Annotated in this window: 18 protein-coding genes; 14 read left to right on the top strand and 4 right to left on the bottom strand. The window is 55.3% G+C overall.

Going from position 1 to position 19,491, the window contains the following annotated elements:
- Positions 1–124: 124 nt before the first annotated feature.
- From rhtA to ybiO, 6 genes are all read left to right on the top strand, one after another.
- Entirely contained in the window at positions 125–1,012 is an 888-nt protein-coding gene (gene rhtA, locus SK50_RS09300; RefSeq protein ID WP_017384917.1) for a threonine/homoserine exporter RhtA, read from the top strand.
- 298 nt (positions 1,013–1,310) lie between these two features.
- Positions 1,311–1,814, top strand: coding sequence for a DNA starvation/stationary phase protection protein Dps (gene dps / locus SK50_RS09295; protein WP_000100801.1), 504 nt, complete (start codon positions 1,311–1,313; stop codon positions 1,812–1,814).
- Positions 1,815–2,175: 361 nt separating this feature from the next.
- Complete coding sequence (gene glnH, locus SK50_RS09290; protein ID WP_003858455.1) at positions 2,176–2,919, top strand: glutamine ABC transporter substrate-binding protein GlnH; 744 nt, start codon at positions 2,176–2,178, stop codon at positions 2,917–2,919.
- 93 nt (positions 2,920–3,012) lie between these two features.
- On the top strand, positions 3,013–3,672 hold the full coding sequence (gene glnP, locus SK50_RS09285; RefSeq protein WP_003858462.1) for a glutamine ABC transporter permease GlnP: 660 nt from the start codon (positions 3,013–3,015) through the stop codon (positions 3,670–3,672).
- Positions 3,669–4,391 (top strand): glutamine ABC transporter ATP-binding protein GlnQ, encoded by a 723-nt coding sequence (gene glnQ / locus SK50_RS09280; RefSeq protein ID WP_006809503.1) that lies wholly within the window; start codon positions 3,669–3,671, stop codon positions 4,389–4,391. The genes glnP and glnQ overlap by 4 nt, the downstream gene beginning before the upstream one ends.
- Before the next feature lie 120 nt (positions 4,392–4,511).
- Positions 4,512–6,722, top strand: coding sequence for a mechanosensitive channel protein (gene ybiO / locus SK50_RS09275; protein ID WP_032647784.1), 2,211 nt, complete (start codon positions 4,512–4,514; stop codon positions 6,720–6,722).
- A 45-nt stretch (positions 6,723–6,767) separates the two neighbouring features.
- Here the strand turns inward: ybiO and rlmF are convergent, their stop codons facing one another.
- On the bottom strand, positions 6,768–7,679 hold the full coding sequence (rlmF, locus tag SK50_RS09270; RefSeq protein WP_045343727.1) for a 23S rRNA (adenine(1618)-N(6))-methyltransferase RlmF: 912 nt from the start codon (positions 7,677–7,679) through the stop codon (positions 6,768–6,770).
- A gap of 242 nt (positions 7,680–7,921) precedes the next feature.
- On the opposite strand from rlmF, the gene mcbA reads away from it, so the two are divergent.
- From mcbA to ybiJ, 3 genes are all read left to right on the top strand, one after another.
- The gene (mcbA, locus tag SK50_RS09260; RefSeq protein WP_003858470.1) at positions 7,922–8,185 is read left to right on the top strand and encodes a DUF1471 family periplasmic protein McbA; all 264 of its coding nucleotides are present in this window, start codon (positions 7,922–7,924) and stop codon (positions 8,183–8,185) included.
- 123 nt (positions 8,186–8,308) lie between these two features.
- Positions 8,309–8,575, top strand: coding sequence for a DksA/TraR family C4-type zinc finger protein (locus tag SK50_RS09255; RefSeq protein WP_017693765.1), 267 nt, complete (start codon positions 8,309–8,311; stop codon positions 8,573–8,575).
- A 285-nt stretch (positions 8,576–8,860) separates the two neighbouring features.
- Positions 8,861–9,121, top strand: a complete 261-nt coding sequence (ybiJ, locus tag SK50_RS09250; RefSeq protein ID WP_003858474.1) for a DUF1471 family protein YbiJ — start codon at positions 8,861–8,863, stop codon at positions 9,119–9,121.
- A gap of 116 nt (positions 9,122–9,237) precedes the next feature.
- On the opposite strand, the gene ybiB is transcribed toward ybiJ, so the two are convergent.
- Complete coding sequence (ybiB, locus tag SK50_RS09245; protein WP_017384921.1) at positions 9,238–10,200, bottom strand: DNA-binding protein YbiB; 963 nt, start codon at positions 10,198–10,200, stop codon at positions 9,238–9,240.
- 255 nt (positions 10,201–10,455) lie between these two features.
- On the opposite strand from ybiB, the gene SK50_RS09240 reads away from it, so the two are divergent.
- The 5 genes from SK50_RS09240 (at position 10,456) to SK50_RS09220 (ending at position 15,826) form a co-directional block, all read left to right on the top strand.
- Complete coding sequence (locus SK50_RS09240; RefSeq protein ID WP_015571068.1) at positions 10,456–10,992, top strand: fimbrial protein; 537 nt, start codon at positions 10,456–10,458, stop codon at positions 10,990–10,992.
- 69 nt (positions 10,993–11,061) lie between these two features.
- Positions 11,062–11,736: a fimbrial biogenesis chaperone gene (locus tag SK50_RS09235; protein WP_032647779.1), complete on the top strand. Its 675-nt coding sequence runs from the start codon at positions 11,062–11,064 to the stop codon at positions 11,734–11,736.
- Between the two features lie 26 nt (positions 11,737–11,762).
- Positions 11,763–14,306, top strand: a complete 2,544-nt coding sequence (locus tag SK50_RS09230) for a fimbria/pilus outer membrane usher protein (protein ID WP_156171089.1) — start codon at positions 11,763–11,765, stop codon at positions 14,304–14,306.
- A gap of 21 nt (positions 14,307–14,327) precedes the next feature.
- Entirely contained in the window at positions 14,328–15,317 is a 990-nt protein-coding gene (locus SK50_RS09225) for a fimbrial protein (RefSeq protein WP_047733003.1), read from the top strand.
- A 5-nt stretch (positions 15,318–15,322) separates the two neighbouring features.
- Positions 15,323–15,826, top strand: a complete 504-nt coding sequence (locus tag SK50_RS09220; RefSeq protein WP_045343731.1) for a fimbrial protein — start codon at positions 15,323–15,325, stop codon at positions 15,824–15,826.
- Here the strand turns inward: SK50_RS09220 and dinG are convergent.
- Together dinG and rhlE are read right to left on the bottom strand one after the other, a co-directional pair.
- Positions 15,813–17,990 carry an ATP-dependent DNA helicase DinG gene (gene dinG / locus SK50_RS09215; protein ID WP_045343732.1) on the bottom strand — a complete coding sequence of 726 codons (2,178 nt, stop codon included), beginning with the start codon at positions 17,988–17,990 and terminating at the stop codon, positions 15,813–15,815. The two genes, SK50_RS09220 and dinG, sit on opposite strands and share 14 nt — an antisense overlap.
- 97 nt (positions 17,991–18,087) lie before the next feature.
- Positions 18,088–19,470, bottom strand: coding sequence for an ATP-dependent RNA helicase RhlE (gene rhlE, locus SK50_RS09210; RefSeq protein ID WP_017693771.1), 1,383 nt, complete (start codon positions 19,468–19,470; stop codon positions 18,088–18,090).
- Positions 19,471–19,491: the final 21 nt, after the last annotated feature.

The raw sequence follows: 19,491 nt of genomic DNA, 5'->3' as shown, positions 1-19,491 counted from the left end.
CATCAACGTTTTCTCATTTTACGGATTTTCCCTGGATTTTTTTCAACAGTAGCTCAACCGTTGCAGCTAATTTCCATTACACTGCGACTTTTACCTCATTTGACATAAATTGACAGGAGAAAGGATGCCAGGTTTACCTCGTAAATCGTCGGTCTGGATGCCGGTGGCAGTCATACTTATCGCGATGATGTCCATACAAAGCGGCGCGTCGCTGGCAAAATCGCTGTTTCCGCTGGTTGGTGCGCCCGGCGTCACGGCGCTGCGTATCGCATTAGGCACCCTGATCCTCGTGGTTGTTTTTAAACCCTGGCGGCTACGGTTTAAAAAGGAGCAGCGACTGCCACTGCTTTTTTATGGGCTGGCGCTGGGAGGGATGAACTACATGTTCTATCTCTCTATTCAGACGATCCCGCTGGGGATCGCGGTCGCGCTTGAATTTACCGGCCCGCTGGCGGTTGCCCTCTTCTCTTCTCGTCGTCCGGTAGACTTTATCTGGGTCGTACTGGCCGTGCTGGGGCTATGGTTCCTGCTGCCGCTCGGGCAAAGCGTTTCACAAATCGATCTGACAGGGGCAGCTCTGGCGCTGGGCGCGGGGGCATGCTGGGCGGTGTATATTCTCACTGGCCAGCGTGCGGGGGAAGAGCACGGCCCCGCGACGGTCGCCTTAGGCTCGCTAATTGCCGCCGTTATCTTTGTCCCGATTGGAATGGCACAAGCGACAGACTCAATATGGCAATGGTCAATCCTGCCGGTTGGGCTGGCGGTTGCCATTCTCTCCACGGCGCTGCCCTACTCTCTGGAGATGATCGCCCTGACGCGCCTGCCCACACGCATTTTTGGTACGCTCATGAGCATGGAGCCCGCGCTGGCCGCCATCTCAGGAATGATTTTCCTCGGTGAAACCCTGACCCTGGTACAAACGCTGGCGCTCTGTTCCATTATCGCGGCGTCTATGGGCTCCACCCTGACCATGCGTCCGGAACCTAAAGTGGAAAAAATAGACCTCAACTAAGCCTTAAATTCTGCATGGCTAACCCGCCATGCAGAATATACGCCACGTCAGTAGCTCAAATAATTTCTTACAAACTCTCTCATATTGCCAAAATATTTCACCTGCTCGCCTTCCGGGAAAGCGAATTAAGATTGATCTGCATCAATTTAAATAAAACACTTATTTTTCAAAGGATTGAGAATACAACCTTCCTTTCACTATTAAACCGATAGGCAGAGCCAAACCGCAGAGAAAAAATCCGGTGCTATACTTAGTCCCGTAATTACCTGGGACACAAACATCAAGAGGATATGAGATTATGAGTACCGCTAAACTGGTGAAAACGAAAGCGTCTAATCTGCTTTATACCCGTAACGATGTATCGGATAGCGATAAAAAAGCGACCATCGAGTTGCTGAATCGCCAGGTGGTCCAGTTCATCGATCTTTCGCTGATCACCAAACAGGCCCACTGGAATATGCGCGGTGCAAACTTTATTGCCGTTCATGAAATGCTGGATGGCTTCCGCACAGCACTGGTGACTCACCTGGATACCATGGCCGAACGCGCCGTACAGCTCGGTGGCGTGGCACTGGGTACCACACAGGTGATCAACAGCAAAACGCCACTGAAAAGCTATCCGCTGGATATCCATACCGTTCAGGATCACCTGAAAGAGCTGGCGGATCGTTATGCGATTGTGGCGAACGATGTTCGTAAAGCGATTGGCGAAGCCAAAGATGAAGATACCGCTGATATCTTCACTGCCGCATCACGCGACCTGGATCAGTTCCTGTGGTTCATCGAGTCCAACATCGAATAATCCCTGCGGATTGTCCGAATAACCCTCGCCCCTGGCGGGGGTTTTGCACATTTATGGTGCGCACTTTTGCCCGCAATGGCCGCAAAAGTGAATAAAATGTAATTATCACCTCACACAACCGTTAACGGAAGATTGTTTTTTCGTCAGATTCTGCGCTAAATATCCCCCTGTCAAAAGACCTTAACGAAGCGCACCAAAACGGTGCTCCATTCTGGTGCAACCTGGCAAAATTGCCACGCTTTTTGTGCAATGCGTGACATCATCCCCTTTGCAAAACAACAGCTTGTAAAATTGGCACGATTTTTTCATTGTGCCTGAGGTTCTCGCAGGGGATCGCCCCGTGGATATAAAAGGAAATGCTATGAAGTCTGTATTAAAAGTTTCACTGGCTGCACTTACCCTGGCGTTTGCGGTGTCCTCGCAGGCTGCCGACAAACTGGTTGTGGCGACTGACACGGCGTTCGTACCGTTTGAATTCAAACAGGGTGATAAATACGTTGGTTTTGACGTGGATCTGTGGGCCGCTGTCGCAAAAGAACTCAAACTGGATTACACCCTGAAGCCAATGGATTTCAGCGGCATTATCCCGGCACTGCAAACCAAAAACGTTGACCTGGCGCTGGCAGGCATCACCATTACCGAAGAGCGTAAAAAAGCCATCGACTTCTCTGACGGCTACTACAAAAGCGGCCTGCTGGTGATGGTGAAAGCGGATAACAACGACGTGAAAAGCGTGAAAGATCTCGACGGTAAAGTGGTCGCCGTGAAGAGCGGCACCGGCTCCGTTGATTACGCGAAAGCCAACATCAAAACCAAAGACCTGCGTCAGTTCCCGAACATCGACAACGCTTACATGGAACTGGGCACCAACCGCGCTGACGCGGTGCTGCACGACACGCCTAACATCCTTTACTTCATCAAAACCGCCGGTAATGGCAAGTTCAAAGCGGTAGGTGATTCCCTGGAAGCTCAGCAGTACGGTATTGCGTTCCCGAAAGGCAGCGACGACCTGCGTAACAAAGTTAACGGCGCGCTGAAAACCCTGAAAGAGAACGGCACCTATAACGAAATCTACAAAAAATGGTTCGGTACCGAGCCTAAATAATTTCACCTGACTTCAGGTTTGTAACGCCCGGTGGCGCTTCCGCTTACCGGGCCTACGTTTTTTGTTTTTCACCACGGTATACAGGAATACATCATGCAGTTTGACTGGAGCGCCATCTGGCCTGCCATTCCTCTCTTGCTTGAAGGCGCTAAAATGACCCTGTGGATTTCGGTCCTCGGTCTGGTTGGCGGGTTGATTATCGGTCTGGTGGCCGGTTTCGCCCGCACCTACGGCGGCTGGATTGCAAACCACATCGCACTGGTTTTCATCGAAGTGATCCGCGGCACCCCCATTGTGGTGCAGGTCATGTTCATCTACTTCGCCCTGCCGATGGCCTTCACCGACCTGCGCATCGACCCGTTCAGCGCCGCCGTTGTCACCATCATGATCAACTCCGGCGCCTACATTGCGGAAATTACCCGCGGTGCGGTGCTGTCGATTCATAAAGGCTTCAGCGAAGCCGGCCTGGCGTTAGGTCTTTCCCGTCGCGAAACCATTCGTCACGTGATCCTGCCGTTGGCGCTGCGCCGCATGCTGCCGCCGCTGGGTAACCAGTGGATCATCAGCATTAAAGACACCTCGCTGTTTATTGTTATCGGCGTGGCCGAACTGACCCGTCAGGGCCAGGAGATCATCGCGGGTAACTTCCGCGCTCTGGAAATCTGGAGTGCGGTCGCCGTTGTCTATCTGATTATCACGCTTGTCCTGAGCTTTGTTCTGCGTCGTCTTGAAAGAAGGATGAAAATCCTGTGATTGAATTTAAAAACGTTTCCAAGCACTTTGGCCCAACCCAGGTGCTGCACAATATCGATTTGAACATCAGGCAGGGCGAAGTGGTGGTGATCATCGGGCCGTCCGGTTCCGGTAAATCCACCCTGCTGCGCTGCATTAACAAGCTTGAGGAGATCACCAGCGGCGATTTGATCGTCGATGGTCTGAAGGTTAACGATCCGAAAGTGGACGAGCGCCTGATCCGCCAGGAAGCGGGCATGGTGTTCCAGCAGTTCTACCTGTTCCCGCACCTCACGGCGCTGGAAAACGTGATGTTTGGTCCTCTGCGCGTGCGCGGGGCCAGCAAAGCGGCAGCGGAAGCGCTGGCAAAAGATCTGCTGGCGAAGGTTGGTCTGGCGGAGCGTGCCCACCACTATCCTTCCGAGCTTTCCGGCGGCCAGCAGCAGCGCGTGGCCATTGCCCGTGCGCTGGCGGTGAAGCCAAAGATGATGCTGTTCGATGAGCCAACGTCGGCTCTCGACCCGGAGCTGCGTCACGAAGTGCTGAAAGTTATGCAGGATCTGGCGGAAGAAGGCATGACGATGGTGATCGTTACCCACGAAATCGGCTTTGCCGAAAAGGTGGCGTCCCGTCTGATCTTCATTGATAAGGGCCGTATCGCGGAGGACGGGAATCCGCAGGCGCTGATTGCGAACCCACCAAGCCAGCGCCTCCAGGAGTTCCTGCAACACGTCTCCTGATAGCCACACCCAGAGCCGGGCATGCCCGGCTTTTTTACGCCGGATTGTTCCCAAAAACTCCCCTCCGCTCCCCGCGCTCTATACTTATCATTTTGCACGATATTTTTGTCGGAGGACGCCGTGCCGTGGATCCTGTTGCTACTGTTTAGCCTGTTTAGCGCGCCATCACTTGCTGTAACCCTTCCCGGCGTTACCACCGGAGCCACCGCCACCCAGCAAAATGCGCCGCCAGAGCCAGACGCTGAAAAGAAAAAAGCCGCCTACGGCGCGCTGGCCGACGTGCTTGAGAACGACACGTCCCGACAGGAGCTGATCGATCAGCTGAGGAAGGTGGCCGCCACGCCGCCTCAGGATCCGGTTCCTGCTATTGCGCCGCCGGAAGCCGAAGAAGAAAAAACGGTGCTGGAAAACGTCACCGACATCAGTCGCCGCTACGGGGAAGCCCTGTCGTCGCGTTTTGCCCAGCTCTATCGCAACCTGGTTGGCACCTCACATAAGCCTTTTAATCCTCACACCTTTTCCGCAGCCGCCACCCAGTTTGCCATTCTGGCCGGCGCCGTCTTCATTTTTTACTGGCTGTTGCGCCTGTCTGTCTGGCCGCTTTACCGGAAAATGGGCCAGTGGGGGCGCAAAAAGAATCAGCATAAAAGCAGCTGGCTGCATCTTCCGGCAATGATTACCGGGGCGTTTGTCATCGATTTGCTGCTGCTGGCCCTGACGCTGTTTGTCGGCCAGATGCTGGCCGACCGACTTAATACCGGAAACAAAACCATCGCGTTTCAGCAGGGACTGTTCCTCAATGCCTTTGCCCTGATTGAGTTCTTTAAAGCCCTCCTGCGGTTGATCTTCTGCCCGCGCGTGCCGGACCTTCGCCCCTTCGCCATTTCGGATCAGAGCGCCAAATACTGGGCGGTGCGGCTCAGCGTGCTGAGCGGGTTGATCGGTTATGGCCTGCTGGTTGCCGTGCCGATTATTTCCAACCAGGTTAACGTGCAGTTCGGGGCGCTGGCGAACGTGCTGATCATGCTGTGCATTACCGTCTGGGCGCTGTACCTCATCTTCCACAATAAAAAAGCGATCACCGACAGCCTGCTGCACCTGGCCGATCGCTCCCTCTCCTTTTTCAGCCTCTTTATTCGCGCCTTTGCGCTGGTGTGGCACTGGCTGGCCAGCGCCTATTTTATTGTGCTCTGTTTCTTCTCCCTGTTCGATCCGGGCAATAGCCTGAAATTTATGATGGGGGCGACGTTCAAAAGCCTGGCGATTATCGGCATCGCGGCCTTTGTCTCTGGCCTGCTTTCCCGCTGGCTGTCGAAAACGATCACCCTGTCGCCGCAGGTTCAGCGTAACTACCCGGAACTGCAAAAGCGGGTAAATGGCTGGATGACGGTATCCCTGAAGGTGGCGCGTATTCTGACGGTCTGCGTGGCAATTATGCTGCTGCTGAACGCGTGGGGGCTGTTTGATTTCTGGAACTGGCTGCATAACGGCGCGGGGGAAAAGACCGTTGATATTCTTATTCGTATCGCGCTGATCCTGTTCTTCTCCGCCGTCGGCTGGACGCTGCTGGCAAGCCTTATCGAAAACCGTCTGGTGTCGGATGTCCACGGCAGGCCGCTGCCGAGCGCCCGCGCCCGCACGCTGCTGACCCTGTGCCGCAACGCGCTGGCGGTGATCATCAGCACCATCACCATCATGATTGTACTGTCGGAAATCGGCGTGAATATCGCCCCGCTGCTGGCGGGTGCCGGTGCCCTGGGGCTGGCGATCTCCTTTGGTTCGCAGACGCTGGTGAAGGATATTATCACCGGCATTTTTATCCAGTTTGAGAACGGGATGAACACCGGGGATCTGGTGACCATCGGACCGCTCACCGGCACGGTGGAGAGGATGTCCATTCGCTCCGTCGGCGTACGTCAGGATACCGGCGCGTACCACATTATTCCGTGGTCATCGATCACCACCTTTGCCAACTTTGTGCGCGGCATTGGTTCGGTGGTGGCGAATTATGATGTCGATCGTCATGAGGATGCAGATAAGGCGAAGCAGGCGCTGCGGGATGCGGTGAGCGAACTGATGGAGATGGAGGATATTCGCGGGCTGGTGATTGGTGAACCGTCGTTCGCGGGCATCGTCGGGCTAACGAACACTGCCTTTACCCTGCGCGTGTCGTTCACCACCCAGCCGCTGAAGCAGTGGACGGTGCGCTTCGCCCTCGACAGCATGGTGAAAAAACACTTCGATCTGGCGAACGTGAGAGCGCCGGTGCAGACGTATCAGGTATTATCGCCGCCCGCTTCGCCGCTGCCTCCGCAGGAGCCGACGCTGTAACCGAGCCGGGTGGCGGCTTCGCCTTACCCGGCCTGCGATGGGGGGCTATTTGCGGCGTTTGTTATCGTCCATAAAGGTCCAGGCGATAAAGCGGCTCTGCTTCTGGCCCTGCGCCATCTCTTTTTTGATTACCTTCACCGCGCCGACGTCGGTCAGCGCGCGGTAAAGCGGCGGCAGGTTATCGCCGCGGGAGACCAGCGTGGTAAACCATTTCACCTGACGACCGAAGCCCTTACTCTCGGCAATCATGCGCAAAATAAATGCCACTTCCCCTCCCTCGCACCACAGCTCCTGCTGCTGGCCGCCAAAGTTCAGCGCGCCGTCTTCAGCCTGGCCCAGGTTACGCCGCTTGCGTTCACTTCCCGCACGTGCGGAGGCGGCGGAGTCGTGGAAGGGCGGGTTGCACAGGGTGGCATCATATTGTTCGTTCTTGTGAATAATGCCGTTGAAAATAGCAGCGGCATCCTTTTGACGACGCAAACGAACGGCCCGGCTTAACCCCGGGTTAGCGTTGATAATGGCCTGCGCGCTGGCGAAGGCTTCGGCGCCGATCTCGCTGCCGGTAAACCGCCACTGGTACTCATGTGCGCCTATCAGGGGGTAGATCAGGTTCGCGCCCGTACCGATATCAAGCACGGTGGCCTGTTTCGGCACCACGCCGCCATTGTCATCCGCCAGCAGATCGGCAAGATGATGGACATAATCCGCACGTCCTGGCACCGGTGGGCAGAGAAAGCCATCCGGGATGTCCCAGTGCGTAACGCCATAAAAATGGGCCAGCAGCGCTTTGTTCAGCGTCTTAACCGCCAGCGGATCGGCAAAGTTTACCGACGGTTCACCGGCTGGTGTCTGAACGATAAAATCCTGCAATTCCGGGCAGCTCAGGCACAGGGCTTTCATGTCGTAGCGGCTACGGTGGCGGTTACGCGGGTGCAATCCCGGCTTTAGGGAAGTCATGGCATTCTCCTTTAGACAGCCGCGTAAGATACCCTGTGACGGCGCGGGGGTAAATATCTGTCTGCGCTGCACAAAAAACCGACGAAAATCAGCAACCTGTATGTCTATGATCTGTCAGCAAATTGTCAGAATTTATCGTTCAAAAAATAAGCAGATCATCATCAAATTTTTGCGCTAAATCACGCGCGTCAGGCTTCTAAACTTAAGAGGAATCACCTGTTGTTTCCCCTGAGGATGTGATTATGAAAAAGTATCTGACCTTTATTATTGCGGGTGCGCTGGCAGGCGCATCGTTCTCAGCCTGGTCCGTTCAACCTCTGACCGACAGCAACGACACCAGCCAGCTACGTGCGGCCGGGACGGTCTCTGTCAGCCGGGCAAGCAACCTTGATGACCTTCAGGACAAGCTGGCCGAAAAAGCGCGTCAGGAAGGGGCTAAAGGCTTCGTGGTGAATGCCGCCGGTGGCGATAACCATATGTACGGCACCGCGACCATCTATAAATAACGCCCTCTTTTCCCACACTGCATCTGCCAGGCAGATGCAGTTCTCATTTCCTTCCTTCGCCTTGACTGTGCGTTTTTTAACCCCATATTAAGATGAATGGCTTAAACAGATCAGGAGAACATGATGGCTTCCGGCTGGGCGAATGACGACGCCGTTAACGAACAGATCAACAGTACCATTGAAGATGCGGTCGCGCGTGCTCGCGGTGAAATTCCGCGCGGCGAAAGTTTGACGGAATGCGAAGAATGCGGGGATCCGATTCCTGAAGCACGGCGTAAAGCCATTCCTGGCGTACGGCTATGCATTGCCTGTCAGCAGGAGAAAGATTCAAAAAATGCGGCACATTCAGGATATAATCGTAGAGGATCGAAAGACAGCCAGTTACGTTGACTTTCCTTTACCGAAGTTAACCGCGCCAGCCGTTTACTTTACGCTCACGACTTTTAGCGAAACGCGTAGCAAAACGTGCCCTTCCGATGGCTTCTGTAAAGCGCATCCCCAAGAAATGTAAATTGCGCTTCTGAATTTATTAATAATCAATAAGTTATTTGTCATTCAATTTTTTTGAGCAACCACGTCAATTCTCTTCGATTTTATCTTCCACTAAAAACCGTGATACTAATCACATCGACGGAACATCGTCCCCTTAACAGAATAACCTGCGAGAATTGACCTATGAAAACCATCAAATATGCTGTTGCCGCTGTTGCCCTGTCCGCTCTGTCTTTCGGCGCTTTCGCCGTAGAGCCAGTCTCCTCTACTCAGGCACAGGATCTGAACAAAATCGGGGTGGTGAGTGCTGAAGGCGCGACCACGCTGGACGGTCTGGAAGCCAAACTGGCGGAAAAAGCTGCCGCTGCCGGCGCAAGTGGATACACCATCACCTCCACTAACGGTAATAACAAACTGAGCGGTACTGCGGTTATCTACAAGTAATCGAACGAATTATGCTCCACCCTCACCCTACCCTCTGGTGAGATGCTCCAACCCTCATTGACCCTGTTGTTGTTACCCTTGTTTGCCCGTCCGCCACTGGACGGGCTTTTTTTTGCTTAAAAAGACTGCGCCACGCGCTGCAACCCGGCGTCCACAGACGCCACTTCCCCTGCCGCCAGCAGACAGCAGGCCATTTGCAGCTTGATAGACTGCGGAACCGGCACCTTTCCGGCCAGACACTGTACGATCCAGTGCGCGGTGACTTGCGGATCTTTCGACTCAGGCAGGATCACATCGCTGTTCTCTTCCCCACGTTCGAGCACGACCCGCGTCCCGGCAGGCTCAATCAGCATCAGCTGTGGACAACGCTGCGGGTTGGCGTAAACCTCCCCTTCAGTCCCGTGCATCAGCAGCGCTCGCCCGCCGATTTCGGCAAAGAATTGACCGACCCGCGTCACGTACTCCGGATGGGAGACGCTGGAAAGACGCAGCGCGGCGTCTTCGGCAAACGGCGTCGCCAGCTTCGCCAGGGTGTGGGCGCTGTTACGCACCCCCATGCGCCAGCGCATGTCCAGCTGCTTTTCCAGCGGCGGGCAGAGCGCGCGCACGGGAATATAGACCGGCTGGTTCCCCTCCAGCTTTGCCTGCGCCTGGCCAGCATGGAGAGTGGGTTCGATGCCTAATAATTCCAGAATGGTTTCTGTCAGCACGCGCGTCGGATCTTCGCTCACGCCATGCACCACCACCGGGAAACCGAGTTTCTGCAACAGAATAGCCAGCAGCGGCGTGAGGTTTGCCTGCTTACGCGCGCCATTGTAGGTCGGGATCACAATCGGCATCGGCTTCGTGACGGGCGGGGTTAAACGCATCGTCTGCGACTGCATGGCCTCATAAAAACCGCGCATCTCCGCCTCACCTTCCCCTTTGATGCGCAGCGCAATCAGAATGCCGCCCATTTCCAGATCCGGCACGTCGCCATTCAGCATATGCGTGTACAACGCACGGGCCGTTTCCTGGTCCAGATCGCGAGCATGGTTTTTCCCACGCCCTACCTCTTTGATAATTTTGCGGTAATCCACGACATTTCTCCTGACAGCATCATCTTGTTAACAATATAGCCCGATGAACACGCACCCGATAGTGTTTTGTGATCATTATCAACCTGCTGTTTTCAGGTAAAAAAATAAACTCAAGCACTATTTGCATTATTTGTGATTGGAACTAAAGATTCGTACCTGCCCTTTTTTTGATTAAATAAACATCGGAAAGTTATTAAGGGTCAACGGTAAAAACGTCCAGGCAACGTTTTTGCCAGAAACACATTGGGATTCACTATGAACAAGGTTGCATTAGGGTTGTTTATCGCCACAACGGTGGGGTGTTCTGCATCCGCATTTGCGGAAACCAACGGTGAAGGGCAGATTAATTTCACCGGAGAAATTATCGATTCTGCTTGCCAGGTCGTGAATGGATTAAGTAATCCATTAGATGTTCAGTTAGGAAAAGTATCTAAAACGGTATTTACCGGCGCAGGCTCTACCAGCACACTCACGAAGTTTGATATTAAATTAACCAATTGTCCGGAAACCGTAACCTCGGCTGCGATTAACTTCGGTGGTACCCCGGATGCGGATAATAATGCCACGCTGGCATTAACGCCCGATACCGATGCGGCTACTGGTGTAGCTATTCAGCTAATGGATGCTTCCGGGCAGCCTGTCACTCTGTATACCCCTTCGAAGCAATATCCTTTAGCCTCCGGAACGGAGGTTAACGACCTGGAGTTCGGTGCGCGTTATATTCAAACTCAGGCGGCAGTTACTGCGGGCCCTGCTAACTCTGTATCGACCTTCACCGTTATTTATAACTGATCTTATCAATCCTGAGATATTAATGCTCTTGCGGGCATTAATATCTCATCTTTTTATTGAGAAATCTTTATGCGCCACGGTTATTTACTGAGCACTCTTTTACTGGTAGCAGCCTCGGCACAGGCGGGTGTCGTGATCAATGGCACCCGTCTGGTCTATCAGGGAGATAAAAAGGAATCATCTCTTGGTCTTTCAAACCCAGATACCACGGATTATCTGGTGCAGTCCTGGGTCGATTCCGGTGGTAAAAACCTGGCCAAAGCACCGTTCCTGATCACCCCGCCGCTTTTCCGACTGGATGCGAAAGAAGATAACGTACTACGCGTGGTGCGTACGGGAGGAAATTTACCGGAAGACAGGGAATCTCTGTACTGGCTGAATATTAAAGCGATCCCGTCCTCAAAGCATGTTGAAGGCGTAAATACGCTGCAAATTGCCATTAACACCCGAATTAAATTGCTCTATCGCCCGTCAGCGGTAAAAGGCAAACCAGAAGATATGGCCGATAAACTTGAATGGCATCGCGAAGGGAATGATTTAGTGGTGAATAATCCCACGCCTTTCTATATGAATTTTCAGGCCGTCACCCTGAATGGTCAGAAAATCACGAAAGCCACCTGGGCTGTGCCGAAAACTGAAACGCATTTTGCTTTACCTGGCAATGTCGGAGGCTCGACCGTCGTGTATTCCATTATTACGGATTACGGCAGCATCAGCCAGACATGGTCTAAACCCGTTCATTAATAATATTGCCCGGTAATAAAATCATCATGTACAGCCATAAAAAGCCGTTCACCTGCCGATTTTCGTCATTGCTGATGACTTTTTGTTGCCTGGCAATGGCGATCTTTGCGCAGCAGGTTTTGGCTGATGATTATTTTAACCCTGCCCTGCTGGACATTGATAACCCGCAGCAGGAAAAGACCGATCTGTCTGTCTATGAAAAAGGTCCCGGTCAGGCGCCAGGTAAATATCAGGTCGCGGTATTTATCAATAACAATAAAATTGATACCCGTGACGTGACCTTTAACGTAGTTAAAGATCCGCAGGGCACCAGCACGCTTCAGCCTTGTTTTACACTGGACGAATTAAAGAGCCTCGGGATCAAAACGCAAAAATATCCGCAGCTGAGGGCAGAAGGTCAATGCGCCGATCTACACGCCATCCCTTCGGCATCCGCGACCTTTCGCGTGCGCAATCAGCAGCTGCTGCTGAGCATTCCGCAAAAGGCGCTCGGACAGGTGCCACGCGGTTACATCGACCCGAAAGAGTTTGACGAAGGGATCAACGCGGGCCTGCTTAATTACAGCGTCAACGCCAGCCAGAGCCATGCGCGCCAGCAGGGTGAAGAGGATAGCAGCAGCCAGTACGTTAACCTGCGTCCCGGCTTCAACCTCGGGGCATGGCGCGTTCGTAACTACTCCACCTGGAATCGCAGCACCACGGGCCACGAGGAGAAACAGAAATTCACCTCCGTTTATACCTATGCGCAACGCGATATGGTGGCGATGAAAAGTGACGTGACGGTGGGCCAAAGCACCTCACCTTCCGACGTTTTTGACAGCGTCCCCTACACCGGCGTGGAGCTGAAATCCGACAACGACATGCTGCCGGACAGCGAAAAAGGCTATGCCCCTATTATTCGCGGCACCGCCCACAGTAACGCGCTGGTGATGGTCCGCCAGAACGGGTACGTGATTTATCAGAACACGGTCGCGCCGGGCGCATTCGAAATTAACGACCTCTACCCCACCGGCAGCAGCGGCGACCTCCAGGTCACGGTGAAAGAAACTGACGGCAGCGAAAGTCATTTCGTGGTGCCGTTTGCCTCCGTGCCGGTATTGCAGCGTGAAAAAAACCTGCGCTACAGCGTAACCGCCGGGCGTTATCGCTCTTATGACAAAGACGTTGAAAAGACCCCGTTTGCCCAGGGAAGCGCCATCTACGGTTTACCTCACGGCTTCACGGCCTACGGCGGCGTGCAGCAGAGCAGCCACTATCAGTCCCAGGCGCTCGGCGCCGGGAAAAACATGGGCGATCTCGGGGCGTTCTCCATTGACGTGACCCGCGCCAGAGCCCTGCTGAAAAAACAGCAGTCCAGCAAGGGCCAGTCGTGGCGCGTACGCTACAGCAAAGATTTCGCCGGTTCAGGCACCAACTTTTCGCTTGCGGGCTATCGCTATAACAGCAAGGGGTTTTACACCCTGGACGACACTATGGAGTCGTATACCCGCGCCGACGACTGGTCTGCTCCCCAGCAGCGCCGCGCCCGTACAGAAGCCACCATTGACCAGACGCTGCCAGAAGGTTGGGGGTCGGTGACGCTGAGCATGGTGAAGGAAACTTACTGGAGCCAGAGCCAGAACATGACCTCCCTGAGCGTCAGCTACAACAACAGCTGGCACGGCGTGAGCTACAGCCTCAGCTACAGCATGAACAAAAACACCCACGACAGCGATGAAGACGGTAATGAGGTAACAAACGACAACCAGTTCTCGCTGAGCGTTTCGGTTCCGCTGGATCGCTGGATGCATAATACCTGGGCCACGTACAACCTGAACAACACCAAAGATGGCACCACGCAGAACATCGGTCTTAACGGTACGGCCCTGAAAGAAGACAACCTGAACTGGAATATCCAGGAAGGGCTGAGCAGCACCGGCAGCGGTAACTCCACCAGCATCAACACCGATTACAAAGCGACCTACGGCGAAGTGAGCGCAGGCGTCAGTCAGGATAAGTATCAGCAGACCCTGAACGTCGGTTTGCAGGGCGGCTTGGTGGCCCACGCTAACGGGATAACCCTGAGCCAGCCGCTCGGTGAAACCATCGCGCTGGTGAAAGCGCCAGGTACGCACGGCACTCATATCACCAACCAGACAGGCGTGGAGACTGACTTCCGCGGCTATACCGTCGTGCCGTTCGTGACCGCGTATCGCCATAACACCATCGCACTGGATACCGAAACGCTGCCGGAGGATGCCGACGTCACCCACGCGGCGCAAATTGTGACGCCGACCCGAGGGGCCGTGGTGCGCGCCAGCTTTACTACCCGCGTGGGTAATCGCGTCCTGATGACGCTTACACAAAATGGTAAACCGCTGCCCTTCGGCGCAACGGTCACCACCGGGGATAAGGACAGCGAATTTATTGTCGGAAATGACGGCCAGACTTACCTCTCGGGTCTGCCACAGGAAGGGCATCTCAACGTTTCCTGGGGACAGGAGGCGAGCGAGCACTGCGTCGCTGACTATGCGCTAACGGATGAGAAAGAGAAAACCAGCATCATTAACGCTGCCGCGCAGTGTCATTGATTACCGTTCAGGCTAACGATTATGCAAATGATTAAACAGTGCTTTTTCTTACTGGTTCTGGGAACCGCCGCGTTATTTATGCCGCATGCGAAGGCGACCTGCACCACGCCGGATCTGCCCAAAATGATTAACGTGGCCTCCATCTCTGTACCGACGACGCTGGCCGTTGGCGCAACTATCCCGGGTACAGAGCAAAGCGTTCATGTTGCCGGGCACTGCGATCAGAGTATTGACAGCGGTCTGGAAATTGTTTCCTGCTACTACGGCACCGGCGCGGAAATTCCCGGGCTCAGGGGCGTTTATGATTCCGGCGTACCGGGGATTGGGGTCGCACTAATGAACGATCAGGGTCAGCGAATCAGCGGAGCAGGCGGAGTACAGTGCGATTCACGCGGAACGCCTGTTGCCTATGTTTCTACCGATGGCACACAGTCGTTTAACTTTGACGTCACGCTTGAACTGGTGAAAACAAGCGACGCCGTGACATCCGGCACGCTGGTGCAGTCTCAGACCGAATTCGGCATTGGCGTTTTTGGCCATGAAGGGATCGGCAGCCCTAACCATATTGCGTATTCAGGTAACGTCATTTTGCATCAGGTCACCTGCTCTGTTTCGCCAAAAAATCTCACCGTTAATTTGGGCGATTTTCCCGTCAGTGATTTTATGAGCGTGGGGTTTTTATCCAGCCCCGCTCAGACGTTTAATATCACCGTTAACTGTGACACAACCGTTCAGCCTGAGCTAAAAATCACCAGTGCTAACGGGTACGAAACGGCATTTGAGGGAGTGATCAAACTGACGAAGCAGACGGGCATGGCAAGGGGCGTCGGGGTAAGAATGCTGTTTGATGACCATATCGCGACCTTTGACTCCTACGTCAACACCCAAAGCCAGGCCGTTGCCAATGAAACGCTGGATATCCCCTTTCAGGTTCGCTACGAGCAGACCAGCGATGTGGTGACGCCCGGCCCCGCCAACACCGTAGCAACCATCACTCTCGCCTATAAGTGACAAACATGAAAAAGACAATCGCGTTTCTGGCGGTGGGCTTACTGGCCCAGGCTCACGCAGACGACATTCAGATCCAGATGACGGGAAATATTTACGCCAATACCTGCGTTATTGACAGCGCCAGCCGCAACCTGACGGTGGACTTAGGCCAGGCGGTGTCGGGCAGTTTTAAAGACGTGGGGGATACCGGCGAGTGGAAAGACTTTTCCCTGTCAGTATCGCACTGCCCAGCCACGCTGGCGCTTGCCACGGCCTTTTTCTATGGCCAGGCAGACAGCGTGCATCCGACCAAATTTGCCAATATCGGTAGCGCAAAGGGACTGGCGCTGGAGCTGGCAGACCGACAGGACAAAATACTGATTGCCCCGCAGGCCGCCTTTAACGCCGCCATCAATCCGAGCGACCACACGGCAACCTTTCCTCTGTCCGCACGCTACTACGCCACCTCAATGCCCGTCACTGCCGGGACGTTCAACAGCGTAATTCAGGTGACATTCACTTACCAGTAGGACCGCGCCTCTTTGCACGGATGCTTTTTGTACGCCCGGCAGAGGGTTTTGCCGGGCGTTTTTTTACCTCCGGCACTTCTGGCTGCTCAATCGGGAAGATCGGCAGCGCATTCAGCAGCCGCTGGCCATAGTTTTTGGTAAGCAGGCGTTTGTCATAAATCACCACCTCGCCCCAGCAGCCGTGGCTACGGATCAAGCGCCCGACCTGCTGGATCAGGTTAAACGACGCCGCAGGCAGGCTTTGCACTTCAAACGGATAACGGTTAAGGCTTTTCAGCCATTCGCCTTCGGTGATCACCACCGGGCTGTCGATGGGCGGGAAGGCAATTTTATGGATATGCACCTGCGTCAGGTAGTCGCCTTTTAAATCCAGCCCTTCCGCAAAGGACTGTAGCCCCACCAGCACGCTACGCTCGCCGTTATCAATGCGTTTACGGTGCGTTTCCACCAGCCGATAGCGCGGCTGATCGCCCTGCACCAGCAGGAGTAAGCGCAGATCGGTGACGTGCTCCAGGAAGCGTTGCATCGCGCGGCCGCTGGCAAACAGCACCAGCATACCGGGGTATTTTTTACTCTCAACCTGCTCGCGGAAGTAGGCCGCCATTTCCGCAATATGCTGCTCTTCGTTATCGATAAGCGGCTCATAGTTCATGCGCGGGATCACCAGCTTGCCCTGCTCACAGTGGTTGAACGGCGAGTCCAGGGCCACAAAACGGTCCCCCGCTTTCTCTTTCAGGCCGCTCATTTCCTGTAACCTTGAGAAGCTGTTCAGTGAACGCAGGGTTGCCGACGTCACTACCACGTGCGGCACGCTGCGCCAGATCAGCTTTTCCAGCTGATCGGCCACGCGGATGCCCACGCAGTGGAAGAACAGATGTACCTGTCCGTCTCGCACTTCGCGGGTGGCCCACTTTGTCACTGGCGCCCCGGACGCCTGCGCCATCGAGGCCAGCCGCCAGAGTTTGCTCTGCGCCTCAAACATGCCCAGCGCGCGGTTCATTTGCAGCAGAATGCGGTGCAAGCGCACCACGTCATGGGTACCGGTTTTCTCGCTGAGATCGTTTAAGAACATCTCCGCCAGCCCGCGCAGCTTTTCAAGGTGCTTCGCCAGCTGCTGGCAAATCTCCATCACTTCCTGTGGCAACTCCCCCATCGCAAAGCGGTGTTCCGCTTCCTGGGTGGCGGGAAGATACAGGTCAAGGATGTTATTCAGCGAGGCGATGAGGCCGTACACCTCTTCACAGTGCTCGCTCAACCGCTCCGGGACCGCCAGCGGCGGCGTGGTTTTCGGGCGGAACTGCTCCATGCAGGTTGCCACCAGCTTGCAGAACAGATCGAGTTGCAGGCGAAACCACGGGGCGGTAATTTCCGCACTCATCTCCAGCGCATCCCGCGCCACGTCGGGCAGATGATGACCTTCATCCAGCACCAGCAGCAGGTTTTTGGGCTCCGGCAGGACCGCTTCACTCTCCAGGGCAGCCATCACCAGCGCATGGTTGGCGACAACCACCTCCGCTTCCTGAATCTCACGCCGGGCGACAAAGAACGGGCACTCGCGATAGTAATGACAGTTGCGGTTCAGGCAGCTCGCTTTATCGGTGCTGAGCCTGCGCCACAGGTCGTCGCCGATCGCCTGGCTGGTGTGATCCCGCAGGCCGTCCCACCTGTAGCCGTCGAGATCGGCCTTTAGCTTTGCGCACTGCTCCTGCTCCGCCTTGTTGTTTGGCGTCAGCTCGTCATCAAGAAACGCGAGCAGATCCTGCTGGGAGGGTTCACTGCTGGCCAGCGCCGCCAGATTGCGCGGGCAGACGTAACGCCCGCGACCAAAGGCGGCGGTGAAGCGTAAATCCGGGATAATTTTGCGCAGCAGCGGCAAATCTTTGCTGAAGATCTGATCCTGCAAGGCCACGTTAGCGGTACTGACCACCAGCGTTTTGTCGTCTTCCCGCGCGATGGCAATGCCGGGAATGAGATACGACAGGGTTTTCCCGACGCCGGTCGGGGCTTCAATCGCCAGATGTCGCCCGTCGTCCCCGGCGAGCGTTTTGGCCACGTCAGCAATCATCTGCCGCTGCGGCGCTCGGGGGATAAAGTCGGGGATCTGCTGTTGTAGCGCCTTATACCATGCGCCAATTTGCGCCTTGAGCGCAGCGGTTAAAGCCATTGGAAAACCTGAAATACTGTATAAACAGCCACTATTGTGGCACTTTCTCTTCGCTGCCGCAAAAAGAAAAGCCCGGCTTTACGACCGGGCTTCCAGATTACTGCGGGTTAGCAGGTTTACGCGGGCGGCGTCGGCGCTGCCCCTCGCCTGCCGGTTTCCCTTCGCCGCTACGCCACGGGTTTTCACCGGCTGGTTTGCTGTCGTTATTACGACGCGGCGGTTTGCCCGAAGATTTCGGCGCGCCACCTTCGGCACGACGCGGCTGCTGACCGCGACCGCCGCCGCCCTGACCGCGACCGCCGCCCTGACGACCGTTCTGAATTGGCTCAGCTTTGATCGACGGGTCCACTTCATAACCCGGGGTTTCAATGCGCGGGATCTCTTTCTTCAGCAGGCGTTCGATGTCGCGCAGCAGCTTGTGTTCATCCACGCAGACCAGAGAGAGCGCTTCCCCGGTTGCCGCCGCACGGCCGGTACGGCCGATACGGTGCACGTAGTCTTCCGGCACGTTTGGCAGCTCGTAGTTCACCACGTGCGGCAGCTCTTCAATGTCCAGGCCACGGGCGGCGATGTCGGTTGCCACCAGCACACGTATGTCGCCGGATTTAAAATCAGCCAGCGCGCGGGTACGCGCACCCTGACTCTTGTTGCCGTGGATCGCCGCGCTGCGAATACCGTCTTTATTGAGCTGTTCCGCCAGGTGGTTAGCGCCGTGCTTGGTGCGGGTAAAGACCAGTACCTGCTGCCAGTTGCCCTGGCCGATCATCTGGGAGAGCAGTTCCCGCTTGCGCTTCTTATCCACAAAGTGCACGTGCTGCGTCACCTGCTCGGAGGCGGTATTGCGGCGCGCGACTTCCACTTCCAGCGGGTTATGCAGCAGCTTTTCCGCCAGTGCCTTGATCTCGTCGGAGAAAGTCGCGGAGAAGAGCAGGTTCTGACGACGCGTCGGCAGCTTCGCCAGCACGCGGCGAATGTCGTGGATGAAGCCCATATCCAGCATACGGTCGGCTTCGTCCAGAACCAGAATTTCGATGTTATCGAGCTTCACCGCGTTCTGGTGTTCCAGATCCAGCAGACGCCCCGGCGTTGCCACCAGCACGTCCACGCCGCCGCGCAGCTTCATCATCTGTGGGTTAATGCTTACCCCGCCGAAAACCACCAGCGAACGAATGTTGAGGTAGCGGCTGTATTCACGCACGTTCTCGCCAATCTGGGCCGCCAGTTCGCGGGTTGGGGTGAGGATCAGCGCACGCACCGGACGACGGCCTTTGGCGTGCGGCTGGTTTTTTACCAACAGCTCCAGCAGCGGCAGGGTAAAGCCTGCGGTCTTACCGGTACCGGTCTGCGCGCTTGCCATCAGGTCACGGCCCTGCAAAACGGCCGGAATGGCCTGCTGCTGGATAGGGGTTGGCTCAACGTAGCCCTGCTCTGCGATGGCGCGCAGAATTTCCGGGTTCAGACCAAGGGAATCAAAAGACATAAAAACTCCGAACCGCCCCGA

This window comes from Enterobacter sp. BWH64 (genome assembly GCF_001037645.1).
Classification (GTDB): domain Bacteria; phylum Pseudomonadota; class Gammaproteobacteria; order Enterobacterales; family Enterobacteriaceae; genus Enterobacter; species Enterobacter hormaechei_C.
The sequence above is the reverse complement of the archived record's forward strand: the minus strand, read 5'-3'. Positions and strand labels throughout refer to the sequence as shown.

Bases quoted from the DNA above. Each gene is read 5' to 3' on its own strand.
- SK50_RS09255 (WP_017693765.1), top strand. From the start codon at position 8,309: ATGGCTTCCGGCTGGGCGAATGACGACGCCGTTAACGAACAGATCAAC.
- rhtA (WP_017384917.1), top strand. From the start codon at position 125: ATGCCAGGTTTACCTCGTAAATCGTCGGTCTGGATGCCGGTGGCAGTC.
- SK50_RS09225 (WP_047733003.1), top strand. From the start codon at position 14,328: ATGCAAATGATTAAACAGTGCTTTTTCTTACTGGTTCTGGGAACCGCC.
- rlmF (WP_045343727.1), bottom strand. From the start codon at position 7,679: ATGACTTCCCTAAAGCCGGGATTGCACCCGCGTAACCGCCACCGTAGC.
- SK50_RS09240 (WP_015571068.1), top strand. From the start codon at position 10,456: ATGAACAAGGTTGCATTAGGGTTGTTTATCGCCACAACGGTGGGGTGT.
- glnP (WP_003858462.1), top strand. From the start codon at position 3,013: ATGCAGTTTGACTGGAGCGCCATCTGGCCTGCCATTCCTCTCTTGCTT.
- dinG (WP_045343732.1), bottom strand. From the start codon at position 17,990: ATGGCTTTAACCGCTGCGCTCAAGGCGCAAATTGGCGCATGGTATAAG.
- glnH (WP_003858455.1), top strand. From the start codon at position 2,176: ATGAAGTCTGTATTAAAAGTTTCACTGGCTGCACTTACCCTGGCGTTT.
- rhlE (WP_017693771.1), bottom strand. From the start codon at position 19,470: ATGTCTTTTGATTCCCTTGGTCTGAACCCGGAAATTCTGCGCGCCATC.
- SK50_RS09220 (WP_045343731.1), top strand. From the start codon at position 15,323: ATGAAAAAGACAATCGCGTTTCTGGCGGTGGGCTTACTGGCCCAGGCT.
- SK50_RS09230 (WP_156171089.1), top strand. From the start codon at position 11,763: ATGTACAGCCATAAAAAGCCGTTCACCTGCCGATTTTCGTCATTGCTG.
- dps (WP_000100801.1), top strand. From the start codon at position 1,311: ATGAGTACCGCTAAACTGGTGAAAACGAAAGCGTCTAATCTGCTTTAT.
- SK50_RS09235 (WP_032647779.1), top strand. From the start codon at position 11,062: ATGCGCCACGGTTATTTACTGAGCACTCTTTTACTGGTAGCAGCCTCG.
- mcbA (WP_003858470.1), top strand. From the start codon at position 7,922: ATGAAAAAGTATCTGACCTTTATTATTGCGGGTGCGCTGGCAGGCGCA.
- ybiJ (WP_003858474.1), top strand. From the start codon at position 8,861: ATGAAAACCATCAAATATGCTGTTGCCGCTGTTGCCCTGTCCGCTCTG.